Origin of the sequence: Phytobacter massiliensis JC163 (genome assembly GCF_000321045.1) — a bacterium.
GTDB classification, from domain to species: Bacteria; Pseudomonadota; Gammaproteobacteria; order Enterobacterales; family Enterobacteriaceae; genus Phytobacter_A; species Phytobacter_A massiliensis.
In genome coordinates, this window is record NZ_HE578953.1 from 5,154 (window position 1) to 28,844 (window position 23,691).

At 55.6% G+C, this 23,691-nt stretch carries 22 protein-coding genes; 13 read left to right on the forward strand and 9 right to left on the reverse strand.

Going from position 1 to position 23,691, the window contains the following annotated elements; all coding sequences use genetic code 11:
• Positions 1-244: 244 nt before the first annotated feature.
• The 9 genes from secE to ENTHG_RS23510 all read left to right on the forward strand — a co-directional run bounded on the left by secE (position 245) and on the right by ENTHG_RS23510 (position 12,964).
• Complete coding sequence (gene secE, locus ENTHG_RS23470; RefSeq protein ID WP_044185936.1) at positions 245-628, forward strand: preprotein translocase subunit SecE; 384 nt, start codon at positions 245-247, stop codon at positions 626-628.
• 1 nt (position 629) lies between these two features.
• Entirely contained in the window at positions 630-1,175 is a 546-nt protein-coding gene (gene nusG / locus ENTHG_RS23475) for a transcription termination/antitermination protein NusG (protein WP_001287521.1), read from the forward strand.
• A 158-nt stretch (positions 1,176-1,333) separates the two neighbouring features.
• Positions 1,334-1,762 carry a 50S ribosomal protein L11 gene (gene rplK / locus ENTHG_RS23480; protein ID WP_044185938.1) on the forward strand — a complete coding sequence of 143 codons (429 nt, stop codon included), beginning with the start codon at positions 1,334-1,336 and terminating at the stop codon, positions 1,760-1,762.
• A 3-nt stretch (positions 1,763-1,765) separates the two neighbouring features.
• Positions 1,766-2,470 (forward strand): 50S ribosomal protein L1, encoded by a 705-nt coding sequence (gene rplA / locus ENTHG_RS23485; protein WP_044185940.1) that lies wholly within the window; start codon positions 1,766-1,768, stop codon positions 2,468-2,470.
• Positions 2,471-2,741: 271 nt separating this feature from the next.
• Entirely contained in the window at positions 2,742-3,239 is a 498-nt protein-coding gene (rplJ, locus tag ENTHG_RS23490) for a 50S ribosomal protein L10 (protein ID WP_007704673.1), read from the forward strand.
• A 66-nt stretch (positions 3,240-3,305) separates the two neighbouring features.
• A complete protein-coding gene (gene rplL, locus ENTHG_RS23495; RefSeq protein ID WP_044185946.1) occupies positions 3,306-3,674 on the forward strand; it encodes a 50S ribosomal protein L7/L12 in 369 nt (122 codons plus the stop codon).
• 319 nt (positions 3,675-3,993) lie between these two features.
• Positions 3,994-8,022 carry a DNA-directed RNA polymerase subunit beta gene (rpoB, locus tag ENTHG_RS23500; RefSeq protein ID WP_044185948.1) on the forward strand — a complete coding sequence of 1,343 codons (4,029 nt, stop codon included), beginning with the start codon at positions 3,994-3,996 and terminating at the stop codon, positions 8,020-8,022.
• Positions 8,023-8,098: 76 nt separating this feature from the next.
• A complete protein-coding gene (rpoC, locus tag ENTHG_RS23505) occupies positions 8,099-12,322 on the forward strand; it encodes a DNA-directed RNA polymerase subunit beta' (RefSeq protein WP_044185949.1) in 4,224 nt (1,407 codons plus the stop codon).
• A gap of 318 nt (positions 12,323-12,640) precedes the next feature.
• Complete coding sequence (locus tag ENTHG_RS23510) at positions 12,641-12,964, forward strand: cupin domain-containing protein (RefSeq protein WP_044185951.1); 324 nt, start codon at positions 12,641-12,643, stop codon at positions 12,962-12,964.
• A 57-nt stretch (positions 12,965-13,021) separates the two neighbouring features.
• On the opposite strand, the gene ENTHG_RS23515 is transcribed toward ENTHG_RS23510, so the two are convergent.
• The 9 genes from ENTHG_RS23515 to ENTHG_RS23555 form a co-directional block, all read right to left on the reverse strand.
• Positions 13,022-13,339, reverse strand: coding sequence for a PTS lactose/cellobiose transporter subunit IIA (locus tag ENTHG_RS23515; RefSeq protein WP_044185953.1), 318 nt, complete (start codon positions 13,337-13,339; stop codon positions 13,022-13,024).
• A gap of 4 nt (positions 13,340-13,343) precedes the next feature.
• A complete protein-coding gene (locus tag ENTHG_RS23520) occupies positions 13,344-13,649 on the reverse strand; it encodes a PTS sugar transporter subunit IIB (RefSeq protein WP_044185955.1) in 306 nt (101 codons plus the stop codon).
• 311 nt (positions 13,650-13,960) lie between these two features.
• Positions 13,961-15,115, reverse strand: a complete 1,155-nt coding sequence (thiH, locus tag ENTHG_RS23525; protein ID WP_044185957.1) for a 2-iminoacetate synthase ThiH — start codon at positions 15,113-15,115, stop codon at positions 13,961-13,963.
• Entirely contained in the window at positions 15,112-15,882 is a 771-nt protein-coding gene (gene thiG / locus ENTHG_RS23530) for a thiazole synthase (protein WP_044185959.1), read from the reverse strand. Before thiG ends, thiH begins: the two co-directional genes overlap by 4 nt.
• 1 nt (position 15,883) lies before the next feature.
• Positions 15,884-16,084, reverse strand: a complete 201-nt coding sequence (thiS, locus tag ENTHG_RS23535; RefSeq protein ID WP_044185961.1) for a sulfur carrier protein ThiS — start codon at positions 16,082-16,084, stop codon at positions 15,884-15,886.
• Entirely contained in the window at positions 16,065-16,823 is a 759-nt protein-coding gene (gene thiF, locus ENTHG_RS23540; RefSeq protein ID WP_044185963.1) for a thiazole biosynthesis adenylyltransferase ThiF, read from the reverse strand. The genes thiS and thiF overlap by 20 nt, the downstream gene beginning before the upstream one ends.
• Positions 16,810-17,451: a thiamine phosphate synthase gene (gene thiE / locus ENTHG_RS23545; RefSeq protein ID WP_044185965.1), complete on the reverse strand. Its 642-nt coding sequence runs from the start codon at positions 17,449-17,451 to the stop codon at positions 16,810-16,812. The genes thiF and thiE overlap by 14 nt, the downstream gene beginning before the upstream one ends.
• A complete protein-coding gene (gene thiC / locus ENTHG_RS23550) occupies positions 17,451-19,346 on the reverse strand; it encodes a phosphomethylpyrimidine synthase ThiC (RefSeq protein WP_044185967.1) in 1,896 nt (631 codons plus the stop codon). The genes thiE and thiC overlap by 1 nt, the downstream gene beginning before the upstream one ends.
• 491 nt (positions 19,347-19,837) lie before the next feature.
• Positions 19,838-20,341, reverse strand: coding sequence for an Rsd/AlgQ family anti-sigma factor (locus ENTHG_RS23555; protein WP_044185969.1), 504 nt, complete (start codon positions 20,339-20,341; stop codon positions 19,838-19,840).
• Between the two features lie 90 nt (positions 20,342-20,431).
• Between ENTHG_RS23555 and nudC the strand changes: the two genes are divergently transcribed.
• Genes nudC through ENTHG_RS23575 form a run of 4 tightly spaced genes read left to right on the forward strand, consistent with a single transcriptional unit; the run spans position 20,432 to position 23,621 of the window.
• Positions 20,432-21,205 carry an NAD(+) diphosphatase gene (gene nudC / locus ENTHG_RS23560; RefSeq protein ID WP_044185971.1) on the forward strand — a complete coding sequence of 258 codons (774 nt, stop codon included), beginning with the start codon at positions 20,432-20,434 and terminating at the stop codon, positions 21,203-21,205.
• Positions 21,206-21,245: 40 nt separating this feature from the next.
• Complete coding sequence (hemE, locus tag ENTHG_RS23565) at positions 21,246-22,307, forward strand: uroporphyrinogen decarboxylase (RefSeq protein WP_044185973.1); 1,062 nt, start codon at positions 21,246-21,248, stop codon at positions 22,305-22,307.
• A gap of 9 nt (positions 22,308-22,316) precedes the next feature.
• On the forward strand, positions 22,317-22,988 hold the full coding sequence (gene nfi / locus ENTHG_RS23570) for a deoxyribonuclease V (protein WP_044185975.1): 672 nt from the start codon (positions 22,317-22,319) through the stop codon (positions 22,986-22,988).
• Between the two features lie 42 nt (positions 22,989-23,030).
• The gene (locus ENTHG_RS23575; RefSeq protein WP_044185977.1) at positions 23,031-23,621 is read left to right on the forward strand and encodes a YjaG family protein; all 591 of its coding nucleotides are present in this window, start codon (positions 23,031-23,033) and stop codon (positions 23,619-23,621) included.
• The last annotated feature ends 70 nt before the right edge of the window (positions 23,622-23,691 follow it).

The following is a 23,691-nucleotide window of genomic DNA, read 5'->3' on the forward strand; positions in this document are numbered from 1 at the left end:
AGCAAAAGTTCTCGGCTAATCGCTGATAACATTTGACGCTATGCGTAAGAAAAGGGCATCATTTGATGCCCTTTTTGCACGCTCTCGAATCAGAACCTGGCTCATCAGTGATTTTTTTTGTCATAATCATTGCTGAGACAGGCTCTGTAGAAAGCGTTAAGTCCGAAACGCTGAGCATTTCGGTTTGGTTGCCTCGCTTCTGCGGGGCGAAAATGTTTGTCTGATTCTTGTAACAGGTTGGTTTATGAGTGCGAATACCGAAGCTCAAGGGAGCGGGCGCGGCCTGGAAGCGATGAAGTGGGTTGTTGTTGTTGTTCTGCTGCTCGTAGCTATCGTTGGCAACTATCTTTATCGTGACATAATGCTGCCGCTGCGCGCGCTGGCAGTTGTTATTCTGATTGCTGCAGCAGGTGGTGTCGCGCTGTTGACAACAAAGGGTAAAGCGACCGTTGCGTTTGCCCGTGAAGCGAGAACCGAAGTCCGTAAGGTAATTTGGCCGACTCGCCAGGAAACATTGCACACCACACTGATCGTTGCTGCGGTAACCGCGGTAATGTCACTTATTCTGTGGGGCCTGGATGGTATTCTGGTTCGCCTCGTTTCCTTTATCACTGGCCTGAGGTTCTGAGATGTCTGAAGCTCCTAAAAAACGCTGGTACGTCGTTCAGGCGTTTTCCGGTTTTGAAGGTCGCGTAGCCACGTCGCTGCGTGAACATATCAAATTACACAACATGGAAGAGCTGTTTGGCGAAGTCATGGTACCAACCGAAGAAGTGGTTGAGATCCGTGGCGGCCAGCGTCGCAAAAGCGAACGTAAGTTCTTCCCGGGTTATGTACTGGTTCAGATGGTCATGAACGACGCGAGCTGGCACCTGGTGCGCAGCGTGCCGCGCGTAATGGGCTTCATCGGTGGTACATCCGACCGTCCGGCGCCTATCAGCGATAAAGAAGTCGACGCAATCATGAACCGCCTGCAGCAAGTGGGTGATAAACCGCGTCCGAAAACGCTGTTCGAGCCGGGTGAGATGGTTCGCGTTAATGACGGTCCGTTCGCCGACTTTAACGGTGTGGTTGAAGAAGTAGACTACGAGAAATCTCGTCTGAAGGTTTCCGTTTCCATCTTCGGTCGTGCGACCCCGGTAGAGCTGGACTTTAGCCAGGTCGAAAAAGCGTAAGGCTGCGATCAAAAAAGCATCGATTAAATCGTTGCACAAGGCGCGAAATTGACATACAATTTCGCGCCTTTTGTTTTTATGGGCTATGCCCGTAAAACGATTTTTTATACCACGGGGAGCTTCTCTGAAGCGCTATTACCCAATTCGAGGAATTAAGAATGGCTAAGAAAGTCCAAGCCTACGTTAAGCTGCAGGTTGCAGCTGGTATGGCAAACCCGAGTCCGCCGGTTGGTCCTGCTCTGGGTCAGCAGGGTGTTAACATCATGGAATTCTGCAAAGCGTTCAACGCGAAAACTGATTCCATCGAAAAAGGTCTGCCGATTCCGGTTGTTATTACCGTTTACGCTGACCGTTCTTTCACCTTCGTTACCAAAACGCCTCCGGCAGCAGTTCTGCTGAAGAAAGCGGCTGGTATCAAGTCTGGTTCCGGCAAGCCGAACAAAGAAAAAGTTGGTAAAATTTCCCGCGCTCAGCTGCAGGAAATCGCGCAGACCAAAGCTGCCGACATGACTGGTGCCGATGTTGAAGCGATGACTCGCTCCATCGAAGGTACTGCACGTTCCATGGGCCTGGTAGTGGAGGACTAAGAAATGGCTAAACTGACCAAGCGCATGCGTGTGATCCGTGAGAAAGTTGATGCGACCAAACAGTACGACATCAACGAAGCTATCTCTCTGCTGAAAGAACTGGCTACCGCTAAGTTCGTAGAAAGCGTAGACGTTGCCGTTAACCTCGGCATCGACGCGCGTAAATCTGACCAGAACGTTCGTGGCGCGACTGTACTGCCGCACGGTACTGGCCGTTCCGTTCGCGTAGCCGTATTTACCCAGGGTGCAAACGCTGAAGCTGCTAAAGCTGCTGGCGCTGAACTGGTAGGTATGGAAGATCTGGCTGACCAGATCAAGAAAGGCGAAATGAACTTTGACGTTGTTATTGCTTCCCCGGATGCAATGCGCGTTGTTGGCCAGCTGGGCCAGGTTCTCGGTCCGCGTGGCCTGATGCCGAACCCGAAAGTGGGTACCGTTACTCCGAACGTTGCTGAAGCGGTTAAGAACGCTAAAGCAGGTCAGGTTCGTTACCGTAACGACAAAAACGGCATCATCCATACCACCATCGGTAAAGTGGATTTTGACGCTGACAAACTGAAAGAAAACCTGGAAGCTCTGCTGGTTGCGCTGAAAAAAGCAAAACCGACTCAGGCGAAAGGCGTGTACATCAAGAAAGTTAGCATCTCCACCACCATGGGTGCTGGCGTTGCCGTTGATCAAGCTGGTCTGAGCGCTTCCGCGAACTAAGATTAGCTTTACGTGGGCGGTGGATTTGTCTACAATCTTCGCCCACTAAATGAATTATCCGGTTGGAGCCTGGCCTAATCCAGGCCTCCGTCCAAGACCGCAGGTGTCTTGAAAAAGACTTAATCCCCTGCGTAGACGGTGACAGAACCTGAAGACTCTTTTTAAGTACTCTTTGGCTTGTTTCTGCTCACCGTATTAAGACGCTCTTCATTCTGAAGAGTGAAGTGAGTTCCAGAGCATAAGCTCTGGCAAACATCCAGGAGCAAAGCTAATGGCTTTAAATCTTCAAGACAAACAAGCGATTGTTGCTGAAGTCAGCGAAGTAGCCAAAGGCGCGCTGTCTGCAGTAGTTGCGGATTCCCGCGGCGTAACTGTAGACAAAATGACCGAACTGCGTAAAGCAGGTCGCGAAGCCGGCGTTTACATGCGTGTTGTTCGTAACACCCTGCTGCGCCGTGTTGTTGAAGGTACTCAGTTTGAGTGCCTGAAAGACGCGTTCGTTGGTCCGACCCTGATTGCATACTCTATGGAACACCCGGGCGCTGCTGCTCGTCTGTTCAAAGATTTCGCGAAAGCGAATGCAAAATTTGAGGTCAAAGCCGCTGCCTTTGAAGGTGAGTTGATCCCGGCATCGCAAATCGATCGCCTGGCAACCCTGCCGACCTACGAAGAAGCAATTGCACGCCTGATGGCAACCATGAAAGAAGCCTCTGCTGGCAAACTGGTTCGTACTCTGGCTGCTGTACGCGATGCGAAAGAAGCTGCTTAATCGCAGTTATCTTTGTAAAGCATTCGCTTACGTATAAACTTATTCTGATATTCAGGAACAATTTAAATGTCTATCACTAAAGATCAAATCATTGAAGCAGTATCCGCTATGTCCGTAATGGACGTTGTAGAACTGATCTCTGCAATGGAAGAAAAATTCGGTGTTTCCGCTGCTGCCGCTGTAGCTGTTGCTGCTGGCCCGGCTGCTGAAGCTGCTGAAGAGAAAACTGAATTCGACGTAATTCTGAAAGCCGCTGGCGCTAACAAAGTTGCTGTTATCAAAGCAGTACGTGGCGCAACTGGCCTGGGTCTGAAAGAAGCTAAAGACCTGGTAGAATCTGCTCCTGCCGCTCTGAAAGAAGGCATCAGCAAAGACGACGCCGAAGCTCTGAAAAAATCTCTGGAAGAAGCTGGCGCTGAAGTTGAAGTTAAATAAGCCAACCCTTCCGGTTGCAGCCTGAGAAATCAGGCTGATGGCTGGTGACTTTTTGGTCACCAGCCTTTTTGCGCTGTAAGGCGCCAGTAGCGTTTCACACTGTTTGACTACTGCTGTGCCTTTCAATGCTTGTTTCTATCGACGACTTAATATACTGCGACAGAGCGCCCGTTCTGTGTAAATCGCAATGAAATGGTTTAAGCGTGATAGCAACAGGCATTGCGGAAAGTATCCATTTTCCGGTCAACAAAATAGTGTTGCATAAACTGTCCCTCCGATGGGCAGAGTGGGTCGACTTGTCAGCGAGCTGAGGAACCCTATGGTTTACTCCTATACCGAGAAAAAACGTATTCGTAAGGATTTTGGTAAACGTCCACAAGTTCTGGACATTCCATATCTCCTTTCTATCCAGCTTGACTCGTTCCAGAAGTTTATCGAGCAAGATCCTGAAGGGCAGTACGGTCTGGAAGCGGCTTTCCGCTCCGTGTTCCCAATTCAAAGCTATAGCGGCAATTCCGAGCTGCAGTACGTCAGCTATCGCCTTGGCGAGCCGGTGTTTGACGTTAAAGAATGTCAGATCCGTGGCGTGACCTATTCCGCACCGCTGCGCGTAAAACTGCGTCTGGTGATCTACGAGCGCGAAGCGCCGGAAGGCACCGTAAAAGACATCAAAGAACAAGAAGTGTACATGGGCGAAATTCCGCTCATGACCGACAACGGTACTTTTGTAATTAACGGTACTGAGCGCGTTATCGTTTCTCAGCTGCACCGTAGCCCTGGCGTCTTCTTTGACTCCGATAAAGGTAAAACCCACTCTTCGGGTAAAGTACTGTATAACGCGCGTATCATTCCTTACCGTGGTTCCTGGCTGGACTTCGAGTTCGATCCGAAAGACAACCTGTTTGTCCGTATCGACCGTCGTCGTAAACTGCCTGCGACCATCATCCTGCGCGCGCTGGATTACACCACTGAGCAGATTCTTGATCTGTTCTTTGAAAAAGTTGTCTTTGAAATCCGTGACAACAAGCTGCAGATGGAACTAGTGCCGGAACGCCTGCGTGGCGAGACCGCATCTTTCGACATCGAAGCTAACGGTAAAGTGTATGTAGAAAAAGGCCGTCGCATCACTGCGCGCCATATTCGTCAGCTGGAAAAAGACGAGATTCAGCACATTGAAGTACCGGTTGAGTACATCGCAGGCAAAGTCGCCTCTAAAGACTATGTCGACGAATCTACCGGCGAGCTGATCTGCCCGGCGAACATGGAGCTGAGCCTGGATCTGCTGGCTAAACTGAGCCAGGCAGGTCACAAGCGTATCGAAACGCTGTTCACCAACGATCTGGACCACGGTCCGTACATGTCTGAGACAGTGCGTATCGACCCGACCAACGACCGTCTGAGCGCGCTGGTAGAAATCTACCGCATGATGCGTCCGGGCGAGCCGCCGACTCGTGAAGCGGCAGAAGGCCTGTTCGAGAACCTGTTCTTCTCCGAAGACCGCTACGATCTGTCTGCGGTTGGTCGTATGAAGTTCAACCGTTCTCTGCTGCGCGACGAAATCGAAGGCTCCGGTATCCTGAGCAAAGCTGACATCATCGACGTGATGAAAAAGCTCATCGATATTCGTAACGGTAAAGGCGAAGTGGATGATATCGACCACCTCGGCAACCGTCGTATTCGTTCCGTTGGCGAAATGGCGGAAAACCAGTTCCGTGTTGGCCTGGTACGTGTAGAGCGTGCGGTGAAAGAGCGTCTGTCTCTGGGCGATCTGGATACCCTGATGCCTCAGGATATGATCAACGCCAAGCCGATTTCCGCGGCAGTGAAAGAGTTCTTCGGTTCCAGCCAGCTGTCTCAGTTTATGGACCAGAACAACCCGCTGTCTGAGATCACGCACAAGCGTCGTATCTCCGCACTCGGCCCGGGCGGTCTGACCCGTGAGCGCGCAGGCTTTGAAGTTCGAGACGTACACCCGACTCACTACGGTCGCGTATGTCCTATCGAAACGCCTGAAGGTCCGAACATCGGTCTGATCAACTCCCTGTCCGTGTACGCACAGACTAACGAATACGGTTTCCTTGAGACCCCGTATCGTAAAGTGACCGACGGTGTTGTTACCGACGAAATTCATTACCTGTCTGCTATCGAAGAAGGCAACTACGTTATCGCTCAGGCGAACTCCAACCTGGATGAAGAAGGCCACTTCGAAGAAGATCTGGTTACCTGCCGTAGCAAAGGCGAATCCAGCTTGTTCAGCCGCGATCAGGTTGACTACATGGACGTATCCACCCAGCAGGTGGTTTCCGTCGGTGCGTCCCTGATCCCGTTCCTGGAACACGATGACGCCAACCGTGCATTGATGGGTGCGAACATGCAACGTCAGGCGGTTCCGACTCTGCGTGCTGATAAGCCGCTGGTTGGTACCGGTATGGAACGTGCTGTTGCCGTTGACTCCGGTGTTACTGCGGTGGCTAAGCGTGGCGGTCTGGTTCAGTACGTGGATGCGTCCCGTATCGTTATTAAAGTTAACGAAGACGAGATGTACCCGGGCGAAGCAGGTATCGACATCTATAACCTGACCAAATACACCCGCTCTAACCAAAACACCTGTATCAACCAGATGCCGTGTGTTTCCCTGGGTGAGCCGGTTGAGCGCGGCGACGTGCTGGCAGACGGTCCGTCCACCGACCTCGGTGAACTGGCGCTCGGTCAGAACATGCGCGTGGCGTTCATGCCGTGGAACGGCTACAACTTCGAAGACTCCATCCTCGTATCCGAGCGTGTTGTCCAGGAAGACCGTTTCACCACCATCCACATTCAGGAACTGGCGTGCGTGTCCCGTGACACCAAGCTGGGGCCGGAAGAGATCACCGCTGACATCCCGAACGTGGGTGAAGCTGCGCTCTCCAAACTGGATGAATCCGGTATCGTTTATATCGGCGCGGAAGTGACCGGCGGCGACATTCTGGTGGGTAAGGTAACGCCGAAAGGTGAAACCCAGCTGACCCCAGAAGAGAAACTGCTGCGCGCGATCTTCGGTGAGAAAGCGTCTGACGTTAAAGACTCTTCTCTGCGCGTCCCGAACGGCGTTTCCGGTACGGTTATCGACGTTCAGGTCTTTACCCGCGATGGCGTGGAAAAAGACAAGCGTGCGCTGGAAATCGAAGAGATGCAGCTCAAACAGGCGAAGAAAGACCTGTCTGAAGAACTGCAGATCCTTGAAGCCGGTCTGTTTGGCCGTATCCGTGCTGTGCTGATTGCTGGCGGCGTTGAAGCTGAGAAGCTCGACAAACTGCCGCGCGATCGCTGGCTGGAACTGGGCCTGACCGACGAAGAGAAACAAAATCAGCTGGAACAGCTGGCTGAGCAGTATGACGAACTGAAACACGAGTTCGAGAAAAAACTCGAAGCGAAACGCCGCAAAATCACTCAGGGCGACGATCTGGCACCGGGCGTGCTGAAAATCGTCAAGGTGTATCTGGCCGTTAAACGTCAGATCCAGCCGGGTGACAAAATGGCAGGTCGTCACGGTAACAAGGGTGTAATTTCTAAGATCAACCCGATCGAAGATATGCCGCACGATGCTAACGGTACGCCGGTAGATATCGTACTGAACCCGCTGGGCGTACCGTCTCGTATGAACATCGGTCAGATTCTGGAAACCCACCTGGGTATGGCTGCGAAAGGTATCGGCGATAAGATCAACGCCATGCTGAAACAGCAGCAGGAAGTCGCCAAACTGCGCGAATTCATCCAGAAGGCGTATGACCTTGGTGCCGACGTTCGTCAGAAAGTTGACCTGAACACCTTCAGCGATGAAGAAGTACTGCGTCTGGCTGAGAACCTGAAAAAAGGTATGCCGATCGCAACGCCGGTCTTCGACGGTGCGAAAGAAGCGGAAATTAAAGAGCTGCTGCAGCTGGGCGACCTGCCGACCTCCGGTCAGATCACCCTGTTCGACGGCCGCACCGGTGAACAGTTTGAGCGTCCGGTAACCGTCGGTTACATGTACATGCTGAAACTGAACCACCTGGTCGACGACAAGATGCACGCGCGTTCTACCGGTTCCTACAGCCTGGTTACTCAGCAGCCGCTGGGTGGTAAGGCGCAGTTCGGTGGTCAGCGCTTCGGGGAGATGGAAGTGTGGGCGCTGGAAGCATACGGCGCCGCCTACACCCTGCAGGAAATGCTCACCGTTAAGTCCGATGACGTCAACGGTCGTACCAAGATGTATAAGAACATCGTGGACGGCAACCATCAGATGGAACCGGGCATGCCAGAGTCCTTCAACGTACTGTTGAAAGAGATTCGTTCGCTGGGTATCAACATCGAACTGGAAGACGAGTAATTCTCGCTCAAACAGGTCACTGCTGTCGGGGTAAAATCCGACAGCAGAGTGTGCTAACTCCGACGGGAGCAAATCCGTGAAAGACTTATTAAAGTTTCTGAAAGCGCAAACTAAAACCGAAGAGTTTGATGCGATCAAAATTGCTCTGGCTTCGCCAGACATGATCCGTTCATGGTCTTTCGGTGAAGTTAAAAAGCCGGAAACCATTAACTACCGTACGTTCAAGCCTGAGCGTGACGGCCTTTTCTGCGCCCGTATCTTCGGGCCGGTAAAAGATTACGAGTGCCTGTGCGGTAAGTACAAGCGTCTCAAGCACCGTGGCGTAATCTGCGAGAAGTGCGGCGTTGAAGTGACCCAGACCAAAGTGCGCCGTGAGCGTATGGGCCACATCGAGCTGGCCTCTCCGACCGCGCACATCTGGTTCCTGAAATCTCTGCCGTCCCGTATCGGTCTGCTGCTCGATATGCCGCTGCGCGATATCGAACGCGTACTGTACTTCGAATCCTATGTGGTTATCGAAGGCGGTATGACCAACCTGGAACGTAACCAGATTCTGACCGAAGAGCAGTATCTGGACGCGCTGGAAGAGTTCGGTGACGAATTTGACGCGAAGATGGGTGCGGAAGCTATCCAGGCCCTGCTTAAGAGCATGGATCTGGAGCAAGAGTGTGAAACTCTGCGCGAAGAGCTGAACGAAACCAACTCCGAAACCAAGCGTAAAAAGCTGACCAAGCGCATCAAGCTGCTGGAAGCGTTCGTGCAGTCTGGTAACAAGCCGGAGTGGATGATCCTGACCGTTCTGCCGGTTCTGCCGCCAGATCTGCGTCCGCTGGTTCCGCTGGATGGTGGTCGTTTCGCCACCTCAGATCTCAACGATCTGTACCGTCGCGTTATCAACCGTAACAACCGTCTGAAACGTCTGCTGGATCTGGCTGCGCCGGACATCATCGTTCGCAACGAAAAACGTATGCTGCAGGAAGCGGTTGACGCCCTGCTGGATAACGGCCGTCGCGGTCGTGCGATCACCGGTTCTAACAAACGTCCTCTGAAATCTTTGGCCGATATGATCAAAGGTAAACAGGGTCGTTTCCGTCAGAACCTGCTCGGTAAGCGTGTTGACTACTCCGGTCGTTCTGTAATCACCGTAGGTCCATACCTGCGTCTGCATCAGTGCGGTCTGCCGAAGAAAATGGCGCTGGAGCTGTTCAAACCGTTCATCTACGGCAAGCTGGAACTGCGTGGCCTCGCCACCACCATCAAAGCCGCGAAGAAAATGGTTGAGCGCGAAGAAGCCGTCGTTTGGGATATCCTGGACGAAGTGATCCGCGAACACCCGGTACTGCTGAACCGTGCGCCGACCCTGCACCGTCTGGGTATTCAGGCGTTTGAACCGGTTCTGATCGAAGGTAAAGCTATCCAACTGCACCCGCTGGTTTGTGCGGCATACAACGCCGACTTCGATGGTGACCAGATGGCTGTTCACGTACCGCTGACGCTGGAAGCCCAGCTGGAAGCGCGTGCGCTGATGATGTCTACCAACAACATCCTGTCTCCGGCGAACGGCGAGCCTATCATCGTTCCGTCTCAGGACGTGGTATTGGGTCTGTACTACATGACCCGTGACAAAATCAACGCCAAAGGCGAAGGCATGGTGCTGACTGGCCCGAAAGAAGCGGAACGTCTGTACCGCTCTGGCCAGGCTGAGCTGCACGCTCGCGTAAAAGTGCGTATCACTGAGTTCGAAAAGAACGCAGAAGGCGAATTTACGTCGAAAACCAGCCTGATCGACACGACCGTAGGCCGTGCGATCCTGTGGATGATCGTGCCGAAAGGGCTGCCGTTCTCTATCGTGAACCAGCCGCTGGGCAAAAAAGCGATCTCCAAAATGCTGAACACCTGTTACCGCATTCTGGGCCTGAAACCGACCGTTATCTTTGCTGACCAGACGATGTATACCGGCTTTGCCTATGCAGCGCGTTCTGGTGCATCCGTTGGTATCGACGATATGGTTATTCCGGCGAAAAAAGCCGAGATCATCGCCGAAGCGGAAGCCGAAGTTGCTGAGATTCAGGAACAGTTCCAGTCCGGTCTGGTAACAGCGGGCGAACGCTACAACAAAGTCATCGATATCTGGGCCGCGGCGAACGATCGCGTATCCAAGGCGATGATGGATAACCTGCAGACCGAAACGGTTATCAACCGTAAAGGTGAAGAAGAGCAGCAGGTTTCCTTTAACAGCATCTACATGATGGCCGACTCCGGTGCGCGTGGTTCTGCGGCACAGATTCGTCAGCTTGCTGGTATGCGTGGTCTGATGGCGAAGCCGGATGGCTCCATCATCGAAACGCCGATCACCGCGAACTTCCGTGAAGGTCTGAACGTACTCCAGTACTTCATCTCCACGCACGGTGCGCGTAAAGGTCTGGCGGATACCGCACTGAAAACGGCGAACTCCGGTTACCTGACCCGTCGTCTGGTTGACGTGGCGCAGGACCTGGTTGTCACCGAAGACGACTGTGGCACGCTGGAAGGCATCACCATGACCCCGGTTATCGAGGGTGGCGATGTTAAAGAGCCGCTGCGCGATCGCGTACTGGGTCGTGTGACTGCGGAAGACGTTCTGAAGCCGGGTACGGCGGACATTCTGGTTCCACGCAACACCCTGCTGCACGAACAGTGGTGTGACCTGCTGGAAGCGAACTCCGTTGACTCTGTGAAAGTACGCTCCGTTGTATCCTGTGACACCGACTTTGGTGTATGTGCGCACTGCTATGGTCGTGACCTGGCGCGTGGCCACATCATCAACAAAGGTGAAGCAATCGGCGTTATCGCGGCACAGTCCATCGGTGAGCCGGGTACACAGCTGACAATGCGTACGTTCCACATCGGTGGTGCGGCATCGCGTGCGGCTGCTGAATCCAGCATCCAGGTGAAAAACAAAGGTAGCATCAAACTCAGCAACGCCAAGTCGGTTGTTAACTCCGCAGGCAAGCTGGTTGTTACCTCTCGTAATACCGAGCTGAAGCTGATCGACGAATTCGGTCGTACCAAAGAGAGCTATAAAGTGCCTTACGGCGCGGTGATGGCGAAAGGTGATGGCGAGCAGGTTGCCGGCGGCGAAACCGTAGCAAACTGGGATCCGCACACCATGCCGGTAATCACCGAAGTGGCGGGTTTCATCCGCTTCACCGATATGATCGACGGCCAGACCATTACGCGTCAGACCGACGAACTGACCGGTCTCTCTTCGCTGGTGGTTCTGGACTCTGCGGAACGTACCGCGGGCGGTAAAGACCTGCGTCCGGCACTGAAAATCGTTGATGCCAACGGTAACGACGTTCTGATCCCGGGCACCGACATGCCGGCTCAGTACTTCCTGCCGGGTAAAGCGATTGTACAGCTGGAAGATGGCGTACAGATCAGTTCTGGTGACACCCTGGCGCGTATTCCTCAGGAATCCGGCGGTACCAAGGACATCACCGGTGGTCTGCCGCGCGTTGCGGACCTGTTCGAAGCACGTCGTCCGAAAGAGCCGGCAATCCTGGCTGAAATCAGCGGTATCATTTCCTTCGGTAAAGAGACCAAAGGGAAGCGTCGTCTGGTTATCACCCCGGTAGACGGTAGCGATCCGTACGAAGAGATGATTCCGAAATGGCGTCAGCTCAACGTGTTCGAAGGTGAACGTGTAGAACGTGGTGACGTGGTTTCCGACGGTCCGGAAGCGCCGCACGACATTCTGCGTCTGCGTGGCGTACATGCTGTTACTCGTTACATCGTTAACGAAGTACAGGACGTATACCGTCTGCAGGGCGTTAAGATTAACGATAAGCACATTGAAGTTATCGTTCGTCAGATGCTGCGTAAAGCCACCATCGAAAACGCAGGTAGCTCTGAGTTCCTGGAAGGCGAGCAGGTTGAATACTCCCGCGTCAAGATCGCTAACCGCGAACTGGAAGCGAACGGCAAGATTGGCGCTACCTACTCGCGCGATCTGCTGGGTATCACCAAAGCGTCTCTGGCAACGGAGTCCTTCATCTCTGCGGCATCGTTCCAGGAGACCACGCGTGTCCTGACCGAAGCAGCCGTTGCGGGTAAACGCGACGAACTGCGCGGCCTGAAAGAGAACGTTATCGTGGGTCGTCTGATCCCGGCCGGTACCGGTTACGCGTACCACCAGGATCGTATGCGCCGTCGCGCTGCGGGCGAAATCCCTGCGGCACCGCAGGTGACTGCTGAAGACGCTTCTGCCAGCCTGGCAGAGCTGCTGAATGCAGGCCTGGGCGGTTCCGACAACGAGTAATCGTTCCGACGCCTTAACGTCATGCGAAACTGCACCCACCAGGGTGCAGTTTTTTTTTGCTTCTCTAAAATCCTGCCCGCTTCCAGCGCCGGGTGTTTACCGCCGTCAGGGTTTGCTCCGCAACGGAGTAAAATAAACGGTCGAATAAAATGAAATGTTGTTTTAGTCGTGTGCGTCACATTTCATCGTGCGTTTTTACCCTTACCGAAAGCCGTTATCCCATATACTTTTGGCCTGGTGTAGCGATCCCGATCCTGCCGCCTCTCTGAGCGGCCAGCGTTTCTCAATATTAAGCGTACGTTCTAGCGAGGTGCGGTCATGTTTGTTTATAAGAATGAAACCACTCTGGAAGATTTAGGCAATGGCGTTACCCGCCGTATTCTGGCCCATGCTGGCGGGATGATGGCCGTCGAGGTGAATTTCACAGAAGGCGCGGTTGGCCCGTTGCATAGCCATCCGCATGAGCAGCTTACCTATGTTTTATCGGGCCGTTTTAACTTCACCATCGATGGCGTAACAAAGGAAGTCGCAGCGGGCGACACGCTGTATAAAAAGCCGAACGTGGTTCATGGCTGTGTCTGCCTTGAGGCGGGAACATTGCTGGATACCTTTACGCCGCAGCGCGAAGATTTTTTGTCGTAGATATTTCACCGGCGCGATGGAAAGCCTATCGCGCCGGTGCCGTAATCAAACAGCGTATTAATTTGCCGGCGGCAGCCTTTTATAAAGTTCAATCATATCGCCTGCCAGATCCTGAATGACCATCGCGTTCATTAAGTGATCCTGCGAGTGGACGGTAATCAGGTTGACCGGAAGCTTGCCGGAGCCTTCATCCAGCCCAATAAGCTGCGTCTGGATTTTATGCGCGCCTTTTACAAACTCGTGAGACTCTTTCATCGCCTCTTCCGCGCCGTCGAAATCGCCTTTGCGCGCCAGCTGTAGGGCGGTCAGGGCCGCGCTTCGCGCCGCGCCCGCATTAACCAGCAGCTCCATAATGATTGTCTCTAAATCTTCCATGCGTTTACTCCATCAGTTTGAGCGCTTTTTCCAGCACGGCGTCGCCTTTCATCATGCCGTAATCCATCATATCGATCACTGCGACTTTCTTGCCAAGCGGTTCGGCCTGTTCCTGAAGCTTAGCCAGTTCATATTTCACCTGCGGCCCCAGCAACACAATATCTGCCGTGGCGATATTGTCTTTAAACTCCGCCACAGGCACGGCCTTTATAGAAACCTCAACCCCTTTTTTCTGCGCTGCGTCTTTCATGCGTTGAACCAGCATGCTGGTGGACATCCCCGCAGCACAGCATAAAACGATGTTTTTCATAGTCAGCCTCGATGTGGATGGGATATCTGATAATTATCCCGCGCGGTCTGCCCCCACAACCGCAACGCCCTGAATGTGTGTCTGGCATCACAAACATTCACTATGGTCTCTGAAACCGGTTACAACCATTTGACGAAACGGCGGATATCGACGCAAAAAGCGCGAATCAGGCTGGCCGGGAAGGGAGGCGGGGTGGCAGCGAGAGGAGTGTCCACCCCGGCCAGCAACTGCTGCTGACCGGGGAAGAGTAGGGAAGACGCGCGGCGTGCTCAACGGCTCGCTTTACGTTCCGGAAGCGGGCTTCCACACTATTAAAGGTCTACTGCAACATTGCCGTCACGCTGCGAAACGCGCCCCAAAAAGCTATCCCAGTCTTTCCATACCGGCTGGAGGCCCAGCGCCGTCAGCGCCGCGGCAACCGCCTCGGGGTGACGGTCATCGTGCGGAGAAAACTGCTCCAGCTCCGGACGACCGTCCGCATAGCCTCCAGGCTGCGTTTTCGAGAAGGCGCTGACGTTGTTAATGGCCAGGGGGATAACGTGGTCACGAAACCACGGCGACTCCCGCGTGGAGAGCGACAGCTCAATCTCCGGCGCGAACAAACGAAAGGCGCAAATGGTCTGCACCAGTTGGCGTTCATCCATGATTGACGCGGGTTCAATTCCACCCGTGCAGGGTCGCAGACGCGGGAAGGAGATGGAATACCGGCTTTGCCAGTAGTGCTGTTGTAGCCAGAGCAGGTGCTCAGCGACCATAAAACAGTCCACCCGCCAGCTGTCGGAGAGACCAATCAGCGCGCCAAGGCCGATTTTATCGATACCCGCGCGCCCCAACCGGTCCGGCGTCTCCAGCCGCCAGAAGAAGTCCTGTTTTTTCCCTTTCAAGTGGTGCTGAGCGTAGACCGGTTCGTGATACGTCTCCTGATAGACCATCACGCCATCCAGCCCCAGCGTTTTTAGTTCGGCATATTCCCCCTCCGATAACGGCTGCACTTCCATCTGCAACGACGAAAACTGGCGGCGAATAGCGGGAAGATGGCGTCGAAAATAGTCCATTCCCACCTTCGCCTGGTGTTCGCCGGTAACCAGCAGCAGATGCTCAAAACCCAGCTCGTGAATGGCGTCGCACTCTCGCGCAATCTCAGCCTCATCCAGCGTCTTGCGCTTGATACGGTTGCTCATCGAAAATCCGCAGTAGGTACAGTCGTTGGCGCACAGATTGGAAAGATAGAGCGGAACGTAAAAGCTCACCGTATTGCCGAAGCGCTGGCGGGTCAGCCTCTGCGCACGCTGCGCCAGCGGTTCAAGATACGCGCTGGCCGCAGGCGACAGCAGCGCCATCATATCGTCGCGGCTGAGCGTGTGGGCACTCAGCGCCCGTTCGACGTCGGCGGAGGTTTTGCTGTTGATACGCAGGCGGATGTCGTCCCAGTCAAGCTGCCGCCAGCGATCCGTGAACGTTTTCATACCGCCGCCTCCAGAAAGCCGGTCAGCGGGCTGGTGGCGCTGGCAAAGGCGTTGCGACGTCCCGGTACCGCCTGGCGCGCCAGTAATCCAGCCTCAACGGCCAGACGGAAGGCGGTCGCCATCGCCACCGGATCGTTCGCCACCGCAATGGCCGTATTGACCAGCACGGCATCCGCCCCCAGTTCCAGCGCCTGCGCCGCGTGGCTGGGTACGCCAATCCCGGCGTCCACCACCACCGGGACGGCCGCCTGCTGGATGATGATCTCCAGCATCGCGCGCGTCTCCAGCCCCTGATTAGAGCCAATCGGCGCGCCCAGCGGCATCACCGCCGCGCAGCCGGCTTCTTCCAGCCGTTTGCACAACACCGGGTCCGCGCCGCAGTAGGGCAGCACCACAAAACCCTCTTTTACCAGCGCGTCGGCGGCTTTCAGCGTTTCGATGGGGTCCGGCAGCAGCCAGCGGGCATCGGGATGGATTTCAAGCTTCAGCCAGTTTGTGCCAAGCGCTTCGCGCGCCAGCCGGGCGGCAAAAATGGCTTCCTCGGCCGTTTTCGCCCCTGAGGTGTTGGGCAGCAGCGTCACGCCCGCGTCGACAAGCGGCGCCAGAATCGCGTCATGTGATTTGCGCAAATCCACCCGCTTCATTGCCAGCGTCACCAACTGGCTACCCGAAGCGCGGATGGCGTCAATCATCAGCTGCGCGGAGGCAAATTTCCCCGTGCCGGTAAACAGATGTGAATCAAACGTTTTATCTGCGATACGTAACATTTCAACCCCCTGCAATAACCTGAAAAAGCAGGATCTGGTCGCCTTCCTGCACGATTTGCCGCTCCCACTGCTCGCGCGGGAGGATTTGCTGATTCAGCGCCAGCGCGGTGCCGGGCTTAAGCTGGTTTAGCCGGGCCAGCAGTTCGGATACCGATAGCCCGCTTGCGCACTGCATTGGCTCGTCATTGAACACTATTCGCATGTAGCCCTCCGCATACCGGACAGCCGCTGGCGCGACGTAACGCCAGGCTACGCCACTGGCTGGATTTGCCATCAAACAGGCGCAGTTCGCCGGGAGATGTTTCCGCACCGCTGAGCAATTTGATCGCCTCCAGCGCCTGCAATGTACCCATCACCCCGACCACCGGGCCGACCACGCCAGCGGTGCGGCAATTGCGCTCCGGCTCGCTGTCGTCCGGCCACAGGCAGCGGTAACAGCCCTGCTCCCAGGGCGGCGTCAGCACCATCAGTTGGCCGCCAAACCCGACGGCGCTGGCGGTAATCAGCGGCGTATTCAGCGCCACGCAGGCGGCGTTGATCGCCTGGCGCGTCGCCATATTGTCGGTGCAGTCAAGCACCACATCTGCCCGCGCCACCTCAAGCTTTAGGGCGTCACCGGACAGCCGCTGCGGCAACGCCATCAGCGTGATATCCGGGTTGATACGTGCCAGACGCTGCTGTGCGACCTGCGATTTTGGCCGGGCAATATCATCGGTGGTGTAGAGAATCTGCCGTTGCAGATTGCTGAGGTGTACCTCGTCGTCGTCAGCCAGCACCAGCGTACCGATGCCCGCCCCGGCCAGATACTGCGCCGCAGGCGAGCCTAAACCGCCCAGCCCGACAATCAGCACGCGGCTGTTGAGCAGCCTCTGCTGCCCTTCAACGGCTATTTCACCGAGCAGAATTTGTCGGCTGTAGCGCATAAAATCACGGTCGTTCATCGCCCACTCCTGCATAATCGAGTAACTGTGCGGTAGCGGCGCGCCAGTCTTTGGCCAGGGTGATGGCGCTGACTACGGCAATGCTGCCGACGCCGGTTGCGAGCACCTCTCGGGCGCGTTCAAGGCTGATACCGCCAATGGCTACGGTAGGGTAGTCCGCCAGACGCTCAATATGCCGCGCCAGCTGTGTGAGCCCCTGCGGCGAGGAAGGCATCTGCTTGGTCTGCGTTGGGAAGACATGGCCTAAAGCGATGTAAGAGGGGCGTGTGGCGAGTGCGACGTCGATCTCCATATCATCATGAGTTGAAACCCCGAGGCGCAGGCCCGCCGCCTGGATTGCGTTCAGGTCGGTCGTTTCCAGATCTTCCTGCCCCAGATGCACGCCGTAGGCACCGTGCTTGATTGCCAGCCGCCAGTAGTCGTTGATAAACAGCCGGGCGTGATAGCGACGGCCCAGTTCGATGGCTGCCGCCACGTCAGACTCGACCTCCTCGTCGCGCTTATCTTTGATGCGCAGCTGGAGGGTGCGCACGCCCGCGTCAAGCAGGCGATCAATCCACGCGACGCTGTCGACAACCGGGTACAGCCCCAGACGAAAGGGAACCGGTGGGAAATCAGGCTGGTACATTACGCCTCCTCTTTTTTGAGGTAGATTTCGCCGCCTCTGGCGCGGAAAGTCTCGGACATATCCGCCATGCCCACTTCGATCGCCTGCGCGGCGGCGTAGTCGCGGACCTCCTGGCTGATTTTCATCGAGCAGAATTTTGGCCCGCACATGGAACAGAAATGCGCCACTTTGCCAGACTCCTGCGGCAGGGTTTCGTCGTGGTAAGCGCGGGCGGTAAACGGGTCGAGCGCCAGGTTGAACTGATCTTCCCAGCGGAATTCGAAGCGCGCTTTCGACATCGCGTTATCGCGGATTTGCGCCCCCGGATGGCCTTTGGCCAGATCGGCGGCGTGGGCGGCGATTTTGTAAGTGATGAGTCCCTGCTTCACATCTTCTTTATTCGGCAGGCCGAGATGCTCTTTCGGCGTGACATAGCAGAGCATCGCGCAGCCGAACCAGCCGATCATCGCCGCGCCAATCCCGGAGGTGAAGTGGTCATAGCCTGGCGCAATATCGGTGGTCAGCGGCCCTAAGGTGTAGAACGGCGCTTCATGGCAGTGCTCCAGCTCCTCGGTCATGTTGCGCTGAATCATCTGCATCGGCACATGCCCCGGGCCTTCAATCATTACCTGCACGTCGTACTCCCAGGCAATTTTGGTCAGTTCGCCCAGCGTGTGCAGCTCGGCAAATTGCGCCTCGTCGTTGGCATCCTGAATGGAGCCGGGGCGCAGACCGTCGCCCAGCGAGAGGGAGACGTCATAGGCGGCGCAGATTTCGCAGATCTCGCGGAAGTGTTGGTAGAGGAAGTTCTCCTGATGGTGGGACAGACACCATTTCGCCATGATCGACCCGCCGCGCGAAACAATCCCGGTCAGGCGTTTCGCCGTCATCGGCACGTAGCGCAGCAGCACGCCGGCGTGGATGGTGAAGTAGTCGACGCCCTGTTCCGCCTGTTCCAGCAGCGTATCGCGGAATGCATCCCAGGTAAGATCTTCGGCGATCCCGTTGACCTTCTCCAGCGCCTGGTAGATCGGGACGGTGCCGATCGGTACCGGGCTGTTACGCAGGATCCACTCGCGGGTCTCGTGGATATAGCGCCCGGTAGAGAGGTCCATTACCGTGTCCGCCCCCCAGCGCGTCGACCAGACCAGCTTTTCCACCTCTTCTTCGATAGACGAAGTCACCGCCGAGTTGCCGATGTTGGCGTTGACCTTCACCAGGAAGTTGCGGCCAATGATCATCGGCTCGGATTCCGGGTGGTTGATGTTGGCGGGGATAATCGCGCGACCGGCGGCTACTTCATCGCGGACAAATTCCGCCGTGATGTTTTCCGGCAGGCGCGCGCCAAAGCCAACGCCTGGGTGCTGGTGGCGCAGCACTTCGCTACGGATGCGCTCCCGGCCCATGTTTTCACGAATGGCGATAAATTCCATCTCCGGCGTGACGATGCCCTGACGGGCATAGTGCAGCTGGGTGACCCGGCGTCCGGCTCTGGCGCGCTTTGGCGTCAGCAGGCCGGTGAAGCGCAGCGCGTCCAGCCCGTCATCCGCCAGGCGCGCTTTGGTATACGCGGAGCTGCGATCGCTGAGCGCTTCACTGTCGTTGCGCGCGTCAATCCATGGCTGGCGCAGCTTTGCCAGTCCCTGCTGGACGTTGATGGCAATATCCGGGTCGCCATAGGGGCCGGAGGTGTCGTATACCGGCACGGCTTCATTGGCCTCGAACTGGGGGTTATCTTTGTTGCCGCCAGTAAGCGTTGGGCTAAGCTGGATCTCGCGCATCGGGACGCGGATATCCGGCTGCGAACCGGTGATATAGATCCGTGTTGAGTTGGGAAAGGCGGTGCCTTCCAGCGTGTCGATGAAGTGTTGGGCTTGCGCGCGCTGCTCGCGGCGGGTCAGTTTAGTTGCAGACATAGCTCATTCCATAAAAGTAAGGACGTGGCTTGTCAGACGACGGATGGAGTAATAGATGTGCGCCGCCCGCAAAGGCAGCCGCATAAAGCTGGATTACTCTTGTTCCCTTCGCAGGTTTTAACCTGATCAGGTTCCGCGGATCCCGAATTAACGGTCTCAGCCTTTTCCACTTCATCCTTTGCGCTGTCTCTGCGTTGGCCGCGTCAGCTCACACCAGTCACTTACTTATGTAAGCTCCTGGCGATTCACCGACTTGCCGCCTTGATACATCACAAATGATTTTGTGGAAACTTCCACTTCATCCTTTGCGCTGTCTCTGCGTTGGCTGCGTCAGCTCACACCAGTCACTTACTTATGTAAGCTCCTGGCGGTTCACTGACTTGCCGCTTCACGCATCACAACGGATTGTGTGGAAATCTGGCACTCCGACAAGAAAATGGCCCCTCAACAATCGGGGGCTGTATGTAAATTACTCGCTAACGAAAAAGAACTCAAGCAGGGCGGGCCATGTCGCTTTCGTCATTGGCGCTCTCGTTGAGATTATTATCAAAGGCCAGCACAATGAGTTTGTCCTCCAGCGTAAAGCGGGCGGCCAGCGCTTCACCGATAGCGGACAGCGCCTCCTGGAACTCCAGGCAGTTGTCATCGTCAATCGATTGTTCAAGGCTGGAATCATAGTACTTCATGATTTCCACTGTGTTGGCCTCCAGAAGAGGGTAAATCTGCGTGGCGGCAAAAAGTGGGCTGGTCCCTTCCATTTCATCAATAATCCGTTCATAAATATTGAAATGTCCGGCGGAAAGGTACTCAACCAGGTTATGGCAAAACTCGTCCAGCGCTTTCTCATTAAGCTGCATAAACGAACCTTTGCCTGGTTTTATGCCAACCAGATTGTAATAAGAAACCAGTAATTGCTTGCGTCTATTCAGCCAGCGATCGACCAGTTTATTACTTCCTCCAACGCGCTCTGTCAGGCTTTCTAACTGGTTTAGCATAATTGACTCCGCAATATTAAGATTAAAAAAGCTCACCCGGATGTAATAATAATGTTAACAAAATGCCATCACTCGAGGTAGTGCAACAAAATGCATCGTATTATCGAATCTTCAGATCATGGCTGGTGGATCATAAGCCATGAACAAAAATTATGGTTGCCCGCTGGAGAATTACCACATGGCAGGGCAGGAAATTTCGATCTTGCGGGCCAAAGCGCACTAAAAATCGGCGAATGGGAGGGGGAACCGGTGTGGCTGGTGCGCCAGATCCGTCGCCAGGATATGGGGTCGGTGCGGCAGGTGATCGATCAGGACGTGGGGTTATTCCAGCTTGCCGGGCGTGGCGTTCAGCTGGCGGAGTTCTACCGTTCGCATAAGTTTTGCGGCTACTGCGGCCACACGATGCACCCCAGCAAAACAGAGTGGGCGATGCTGTGCGACAACTGCCGTGAGCGCTATTACCCGCAAATCGCCCCGTGCATCATCGTCGCTATCCGCAATCAGGACAAAATTTTACTGGCGCAGCATACCCGCCACCGTAACGGTATCTATACCGTGCTGGCGGGCTTTGTCGAAGTGGGGGAGACGCTGGAGCAGGCCGTTGCGCGCGAGGTGATGGAAGAGAGTGGCGTCAAAGTGAAAAACCTGCGCTATGTCACCTCCCAGCCGTGGCCGTTCCCCCAGTCGCTGATGACCGCCTTTATGGCGGAGTACGACAGCGGCGATATTGTTATCGACCCGAAAGAGCTGATTGACGCGGGCTGGTATCGCTATGACGATTTACCGTTGCTACCGCCGCCCGGCACCGTCGCCCGTCGGCTGATTGAAGACACGGTGGCATTGTGTCGGTCAGACTTTGAGTGACATGTTACACTTGGCGCATTAACGCTAAAGGAATGTAAAAATGACCCTGAAGAACGATCGTTATCTCCGCGCGCTGCAGCGCCAGCCAGTCGATGTTACGCCAGTATGGATGATGCGCCAGGCCGGCCGCTATCTGCCGGAGTATAAAGCGACCCGCGCGCAGGCCGGGGATTTTATGTCGCTGTGCAAAAACGCCGAGCTGGCCTGCGAAGTGACCCTGCAGCCGCTGCGCCGTTACAAGCTGGATGCGGCGATCCTCTTCTCAGACATTTTGACTATCCCGGACGCCATGGGGCTGGGCCTGTACTTCGAAACGGGTGAAGGCCCACGCTTTACCTCTCCTGTCCAGAGCAAAGCCGATGTCGACAAGCTGCCCGTTCCCGACCCGGAACAGGAGCTGGGTTACGTGATGAACGCCGTGCGTACCATTCGCCGTGAACTGAAGGGCGAAGTGCCGCTGATTGGCTTCTCCGGCAGCCCATGGACGCTGGCGACGTATATGGTGGAGGGGGGCAGCAGCAAAGCCTTTACTGTCATCAAAAAAATGATGTACGCCGACCCGCAGACCCTGCACGCGCTGCTCGACAAGCTGGCGAAAAGCGTCACGCTCTATCTTAACGCGCAGATCAAAGCGGGCGCCCAGTCGGTAATGATTTTTGACACCTGGGGCGGCGTGCTCACCGGGCGCGACTATCAGCAGTTCTCCCTGTACTACATGCATAAAATCGTCGATGGCCTGCTGCGTGAAAACGACGGTCGCCGCGTGCCGGTCACGCTGTTCACCAAGGGCGGCGGACAGTGGCTGGAAGCGATGGCGGAAACCGGCTGTGACGCGCTGGGGCTGGACTGGACGACCGATATTGCCGACGCGCGCCGCCGGGTAGGCGACAAAGTGGCCCTCCAGGGCAATATGGACCCCTCAATGCTTTATGCGCCTCCGGCACGCATCGAGGAGGAAGTGGCGTCTATACTTTCAGGTTTCGGCCAGGGCGAAGGGCACGTTTTTAACCTCGGACACGGTATTCATCAGGATGTCCCGCCAGAACACGCTGGCGCGTTTGTGGAGGCTGTGCACCGGTTGTCCGCGCAATACCACCGCTAAGGAGAAAATATGGATCTGGCGTCGCTACGCGCTCAGCAAATCGAACTTGCCTCATCGGTTTCCCGCGAGGATCGGCTGGAAAAAGATCCCCCCGCCCTGATAGGCGGCGCGGATGTAGGATTCGAGCAGGGCGGAGAGGTGACGCGCGCCGCAATGGTGCTGTTGACCTGGCCTGAACTAGAACTGGTCGAGTATAAAGTGGCGCGTATCGCCACCACCATGCCCTATATCCCCGGCTTTCTCTCATTTCGTGAATATCCCGCGCTGCTGGCGGCGTGGGAACAGCTTTCGCAAAAACCCGACCTGCTGTTTGTTGACGGGCACGGTATTTCGCATCCGCGCCGTCTCGGCGTTGCCAGCCATTTTGGCCTGCTGGTGGACGTGCCCACGATTGGCGTGGCGAAAAAGCGCCTGTGCGGCAAGTTCGAACCGCTCTCTGACGAGCCCGGCGCGCTGGCGCCGCTGATGGACAAAGGCGAGCAGCTGGCATGGGTCTGGCGCAGCAAGGCGCGCTGCAACCCGCTGTTTGTCGCGACAGGGCACCGGGTCAGCACGGATACGGCGCTGGCGTGGGTACAGCGCTGTATGAAGGGGTATCGTCTACCTGAGCCGACCCGCTGGGCGGACGCGGTGGCCTCTGGCCGTCCGGCCTTTACGCGTTGGCAGGAAATTCAGCGTTGATTCAGGTACACTGCCGCTAATTTCTGCATCCGGGAACTCATCATGTTACAAAACCCCATTCACCTGCGCATGGAGAGACTGGCCAGCTGGCAGCATGTCGCCTTTATGGCCAGCCTGTGCGAGCGCATGTACCCCAATTACGCGATGTTCTGTAAGGAGACCGCGTTTGGCGATCCACAGCTCTACCGGCGTATTCTCGACCTGGTGTGGGAAACGCTGACGGTCAAAGACGCAAAGGTGAATTTCGACAGCCAGCTGGAAAAGCTGGAAGAGGCGATACCATCAGCCGACGATTATGATCTGTACGGCGTTTACCCGGCAATTGATGCCTGCGTGGCGCTAAGCGATTTGCTCCATGCGTTACTTAGCGGTGAATCACTGGAGTACGCGATAGAGGTCAGCAAGACCTCCATCACCACGGTAGCGATGCTGGAAATGACCCAGCAGGGGCGGGAAATGACCGATGATGAGCTCAAAGAAAACCCGGCTGTAGAGCAGGAATGGGATATCCAGTGGGAGATTTTCCGACTTTTAGCCGCCTGCGAAGAACGCGATATTGAACTGATTAAAGGCCTGCGCGCAGACCTGCGTGAGGCTGGTGAGAGTAATATCGGTATAAATTTGCAGCAATGAGACAACAAAACGTGATTTAACGCCTGTTTTGTCGTCCAGGGAGGCTTCCCTTCTCCCCCCCGTCTGGTCT

Excerpts from the sequence above, each read along its gene's own strand:
- rplK (WP_044185938.1), top strand. The coding sequence starts at position 1,334 with ATGGCTAAGAAAGTCCAAGCCTACGTTAAGCTGCAGGTTGCAGCTGGT.
- ENTHG_RS23510 (WP_044185951.1), top strand. The coding sequence starts at position 12,641 with ATGTTTGTTTATAAGAATGAAACCACTCTGGAAGATTTAGGCAATGGC.
- rplL (WP_044185946.1), top strand. The coding sequence starts at position 3,306 with ATGTCTATCACTAAAGATCAAATCATTGAAGCAGTATCCGCTATGTCC.
- ENTHG_RS23575 (WP_044185977.1), top strand. The coding sequence starts at position 23,031 with ATGTTACAAAACCCCATTCACCTGCGCATGGAGAGACTGGCCAGCTGG.
- secE (WP_044185936.1), top strand. The coding sequence starts at position 245 with ATGAGTGCGAATACCGAAGCTCAAGGGAGCGGGCGCGGCCTGGAAGCG.
- thiH (WP_044185957.1), bottom strand. The coding sequence starts at position 15,115 with ATGAAAACGTTCACGGATCGCTGGCGGCAGCTTGACTGGGACGACATC.
- thiE (WP_044185965.1), bottom strand. The coding sequence starts at position 17,451 with ATGTACCAGCCTGATTTCCCACCGGTTCCCTTTCGTCTGGGGCTGTAC.
- thiG (WP_044185959.1), bottom strand. The coding sequence starts at position 15,882 with ATGTTACGTATCGCAGATAAAACGTTTGATTCACATCTGTTTACCGGC.
- nusG (WP_001287521.1), top strand. The coding sequence starts at position 630 with ATGTCTGAAGCTCCTAAAAAACGCTGGTACGTCGTTCAGGCGTTTTCC.
- thiF (WP_044185963.1), bottom strand. The coding sequence starts at position 16,823 with ATGAACGACCGTGATTTTATGCGCTACAGCCGACAAATTCTGCTCGGT.
- rpoB (WP_044185948.1), top strand. The coding sequence starts at position 3,994 with ATGGTTTACTCCTATACCGAGAAAAAACGTATTCGTAAGGATTTTGGT.
- hemE (WP_044185973.1), top strand. The coding sequence starts at position 21,246 with ATGACCCTGAAGAACGATCGTTATCTCCGCGCGCTGCAGCGCCAGCCA.
- nudC (WP_044185971.1), top strand. The coding sequence starts at position 20,432 with ATGCATCGTATTATCGAATCTTCAGATCATGGCTGGTGGATCATAAGC.
- thiS (WP_044185961.1), bottom strand. The coding sequence starts at position 16,084 with ATGCGAATAGTGTTCAATGACGAGCCAATGCAGTGCGCAAGCGGGCTA.
- thiC (WP_044185967.1), bottom strand. The coding sequence starts at position 19,346 with ATGTCTGCAACTAAACTGACCCGCCGCGAGCAGCGCGCGCAAGCCCAA.
- ENTHG_RS23520 (WP_044185955.1), bottom strand. The coding sequence starts at position 13,649 with ATGAAAAACATCGTTTTATGCTGTGCTGCGGGGATGTCCACCAGCATG.
- ENTHG_RS23515 (WP_044185953.1), bottom strand. The coding sequence starts at position 13,339 with ATGGAAGATTTAGAGACAATCATTATGGAGCTGCTGGTTAATGCGGGC.
- rplJ (WP_007704673.1), top strand. The coding sequence starts at position 2,742 with ATGGCTTTAAATCTTCAAGACAAACAAGCGATTGTTGCTGAAGTCAGC.
- rplA (WP_044185940.1), top strand. The coding sequence starts at position 1,766 with ATGGCTAAACTGACCAAGCGCATGCGTGTGATCCGTGAGAAAGTTGAT.
- ENTHG_RS23555 (WP_044185969.1), bottom strand. The coding sequence starts at position 20,341 with ATGCTAAACCAGTTAGAAAGCCTGACAGAGCGCGTTGGAGGAAGTAAT.
- nfi (WP_044185975.1), top strand. The coding sequence starts at position 22,317 with ATGGATCTGGCGTCGCTACGCGCTCAGCAAATCGAACTTGCCTCATCG.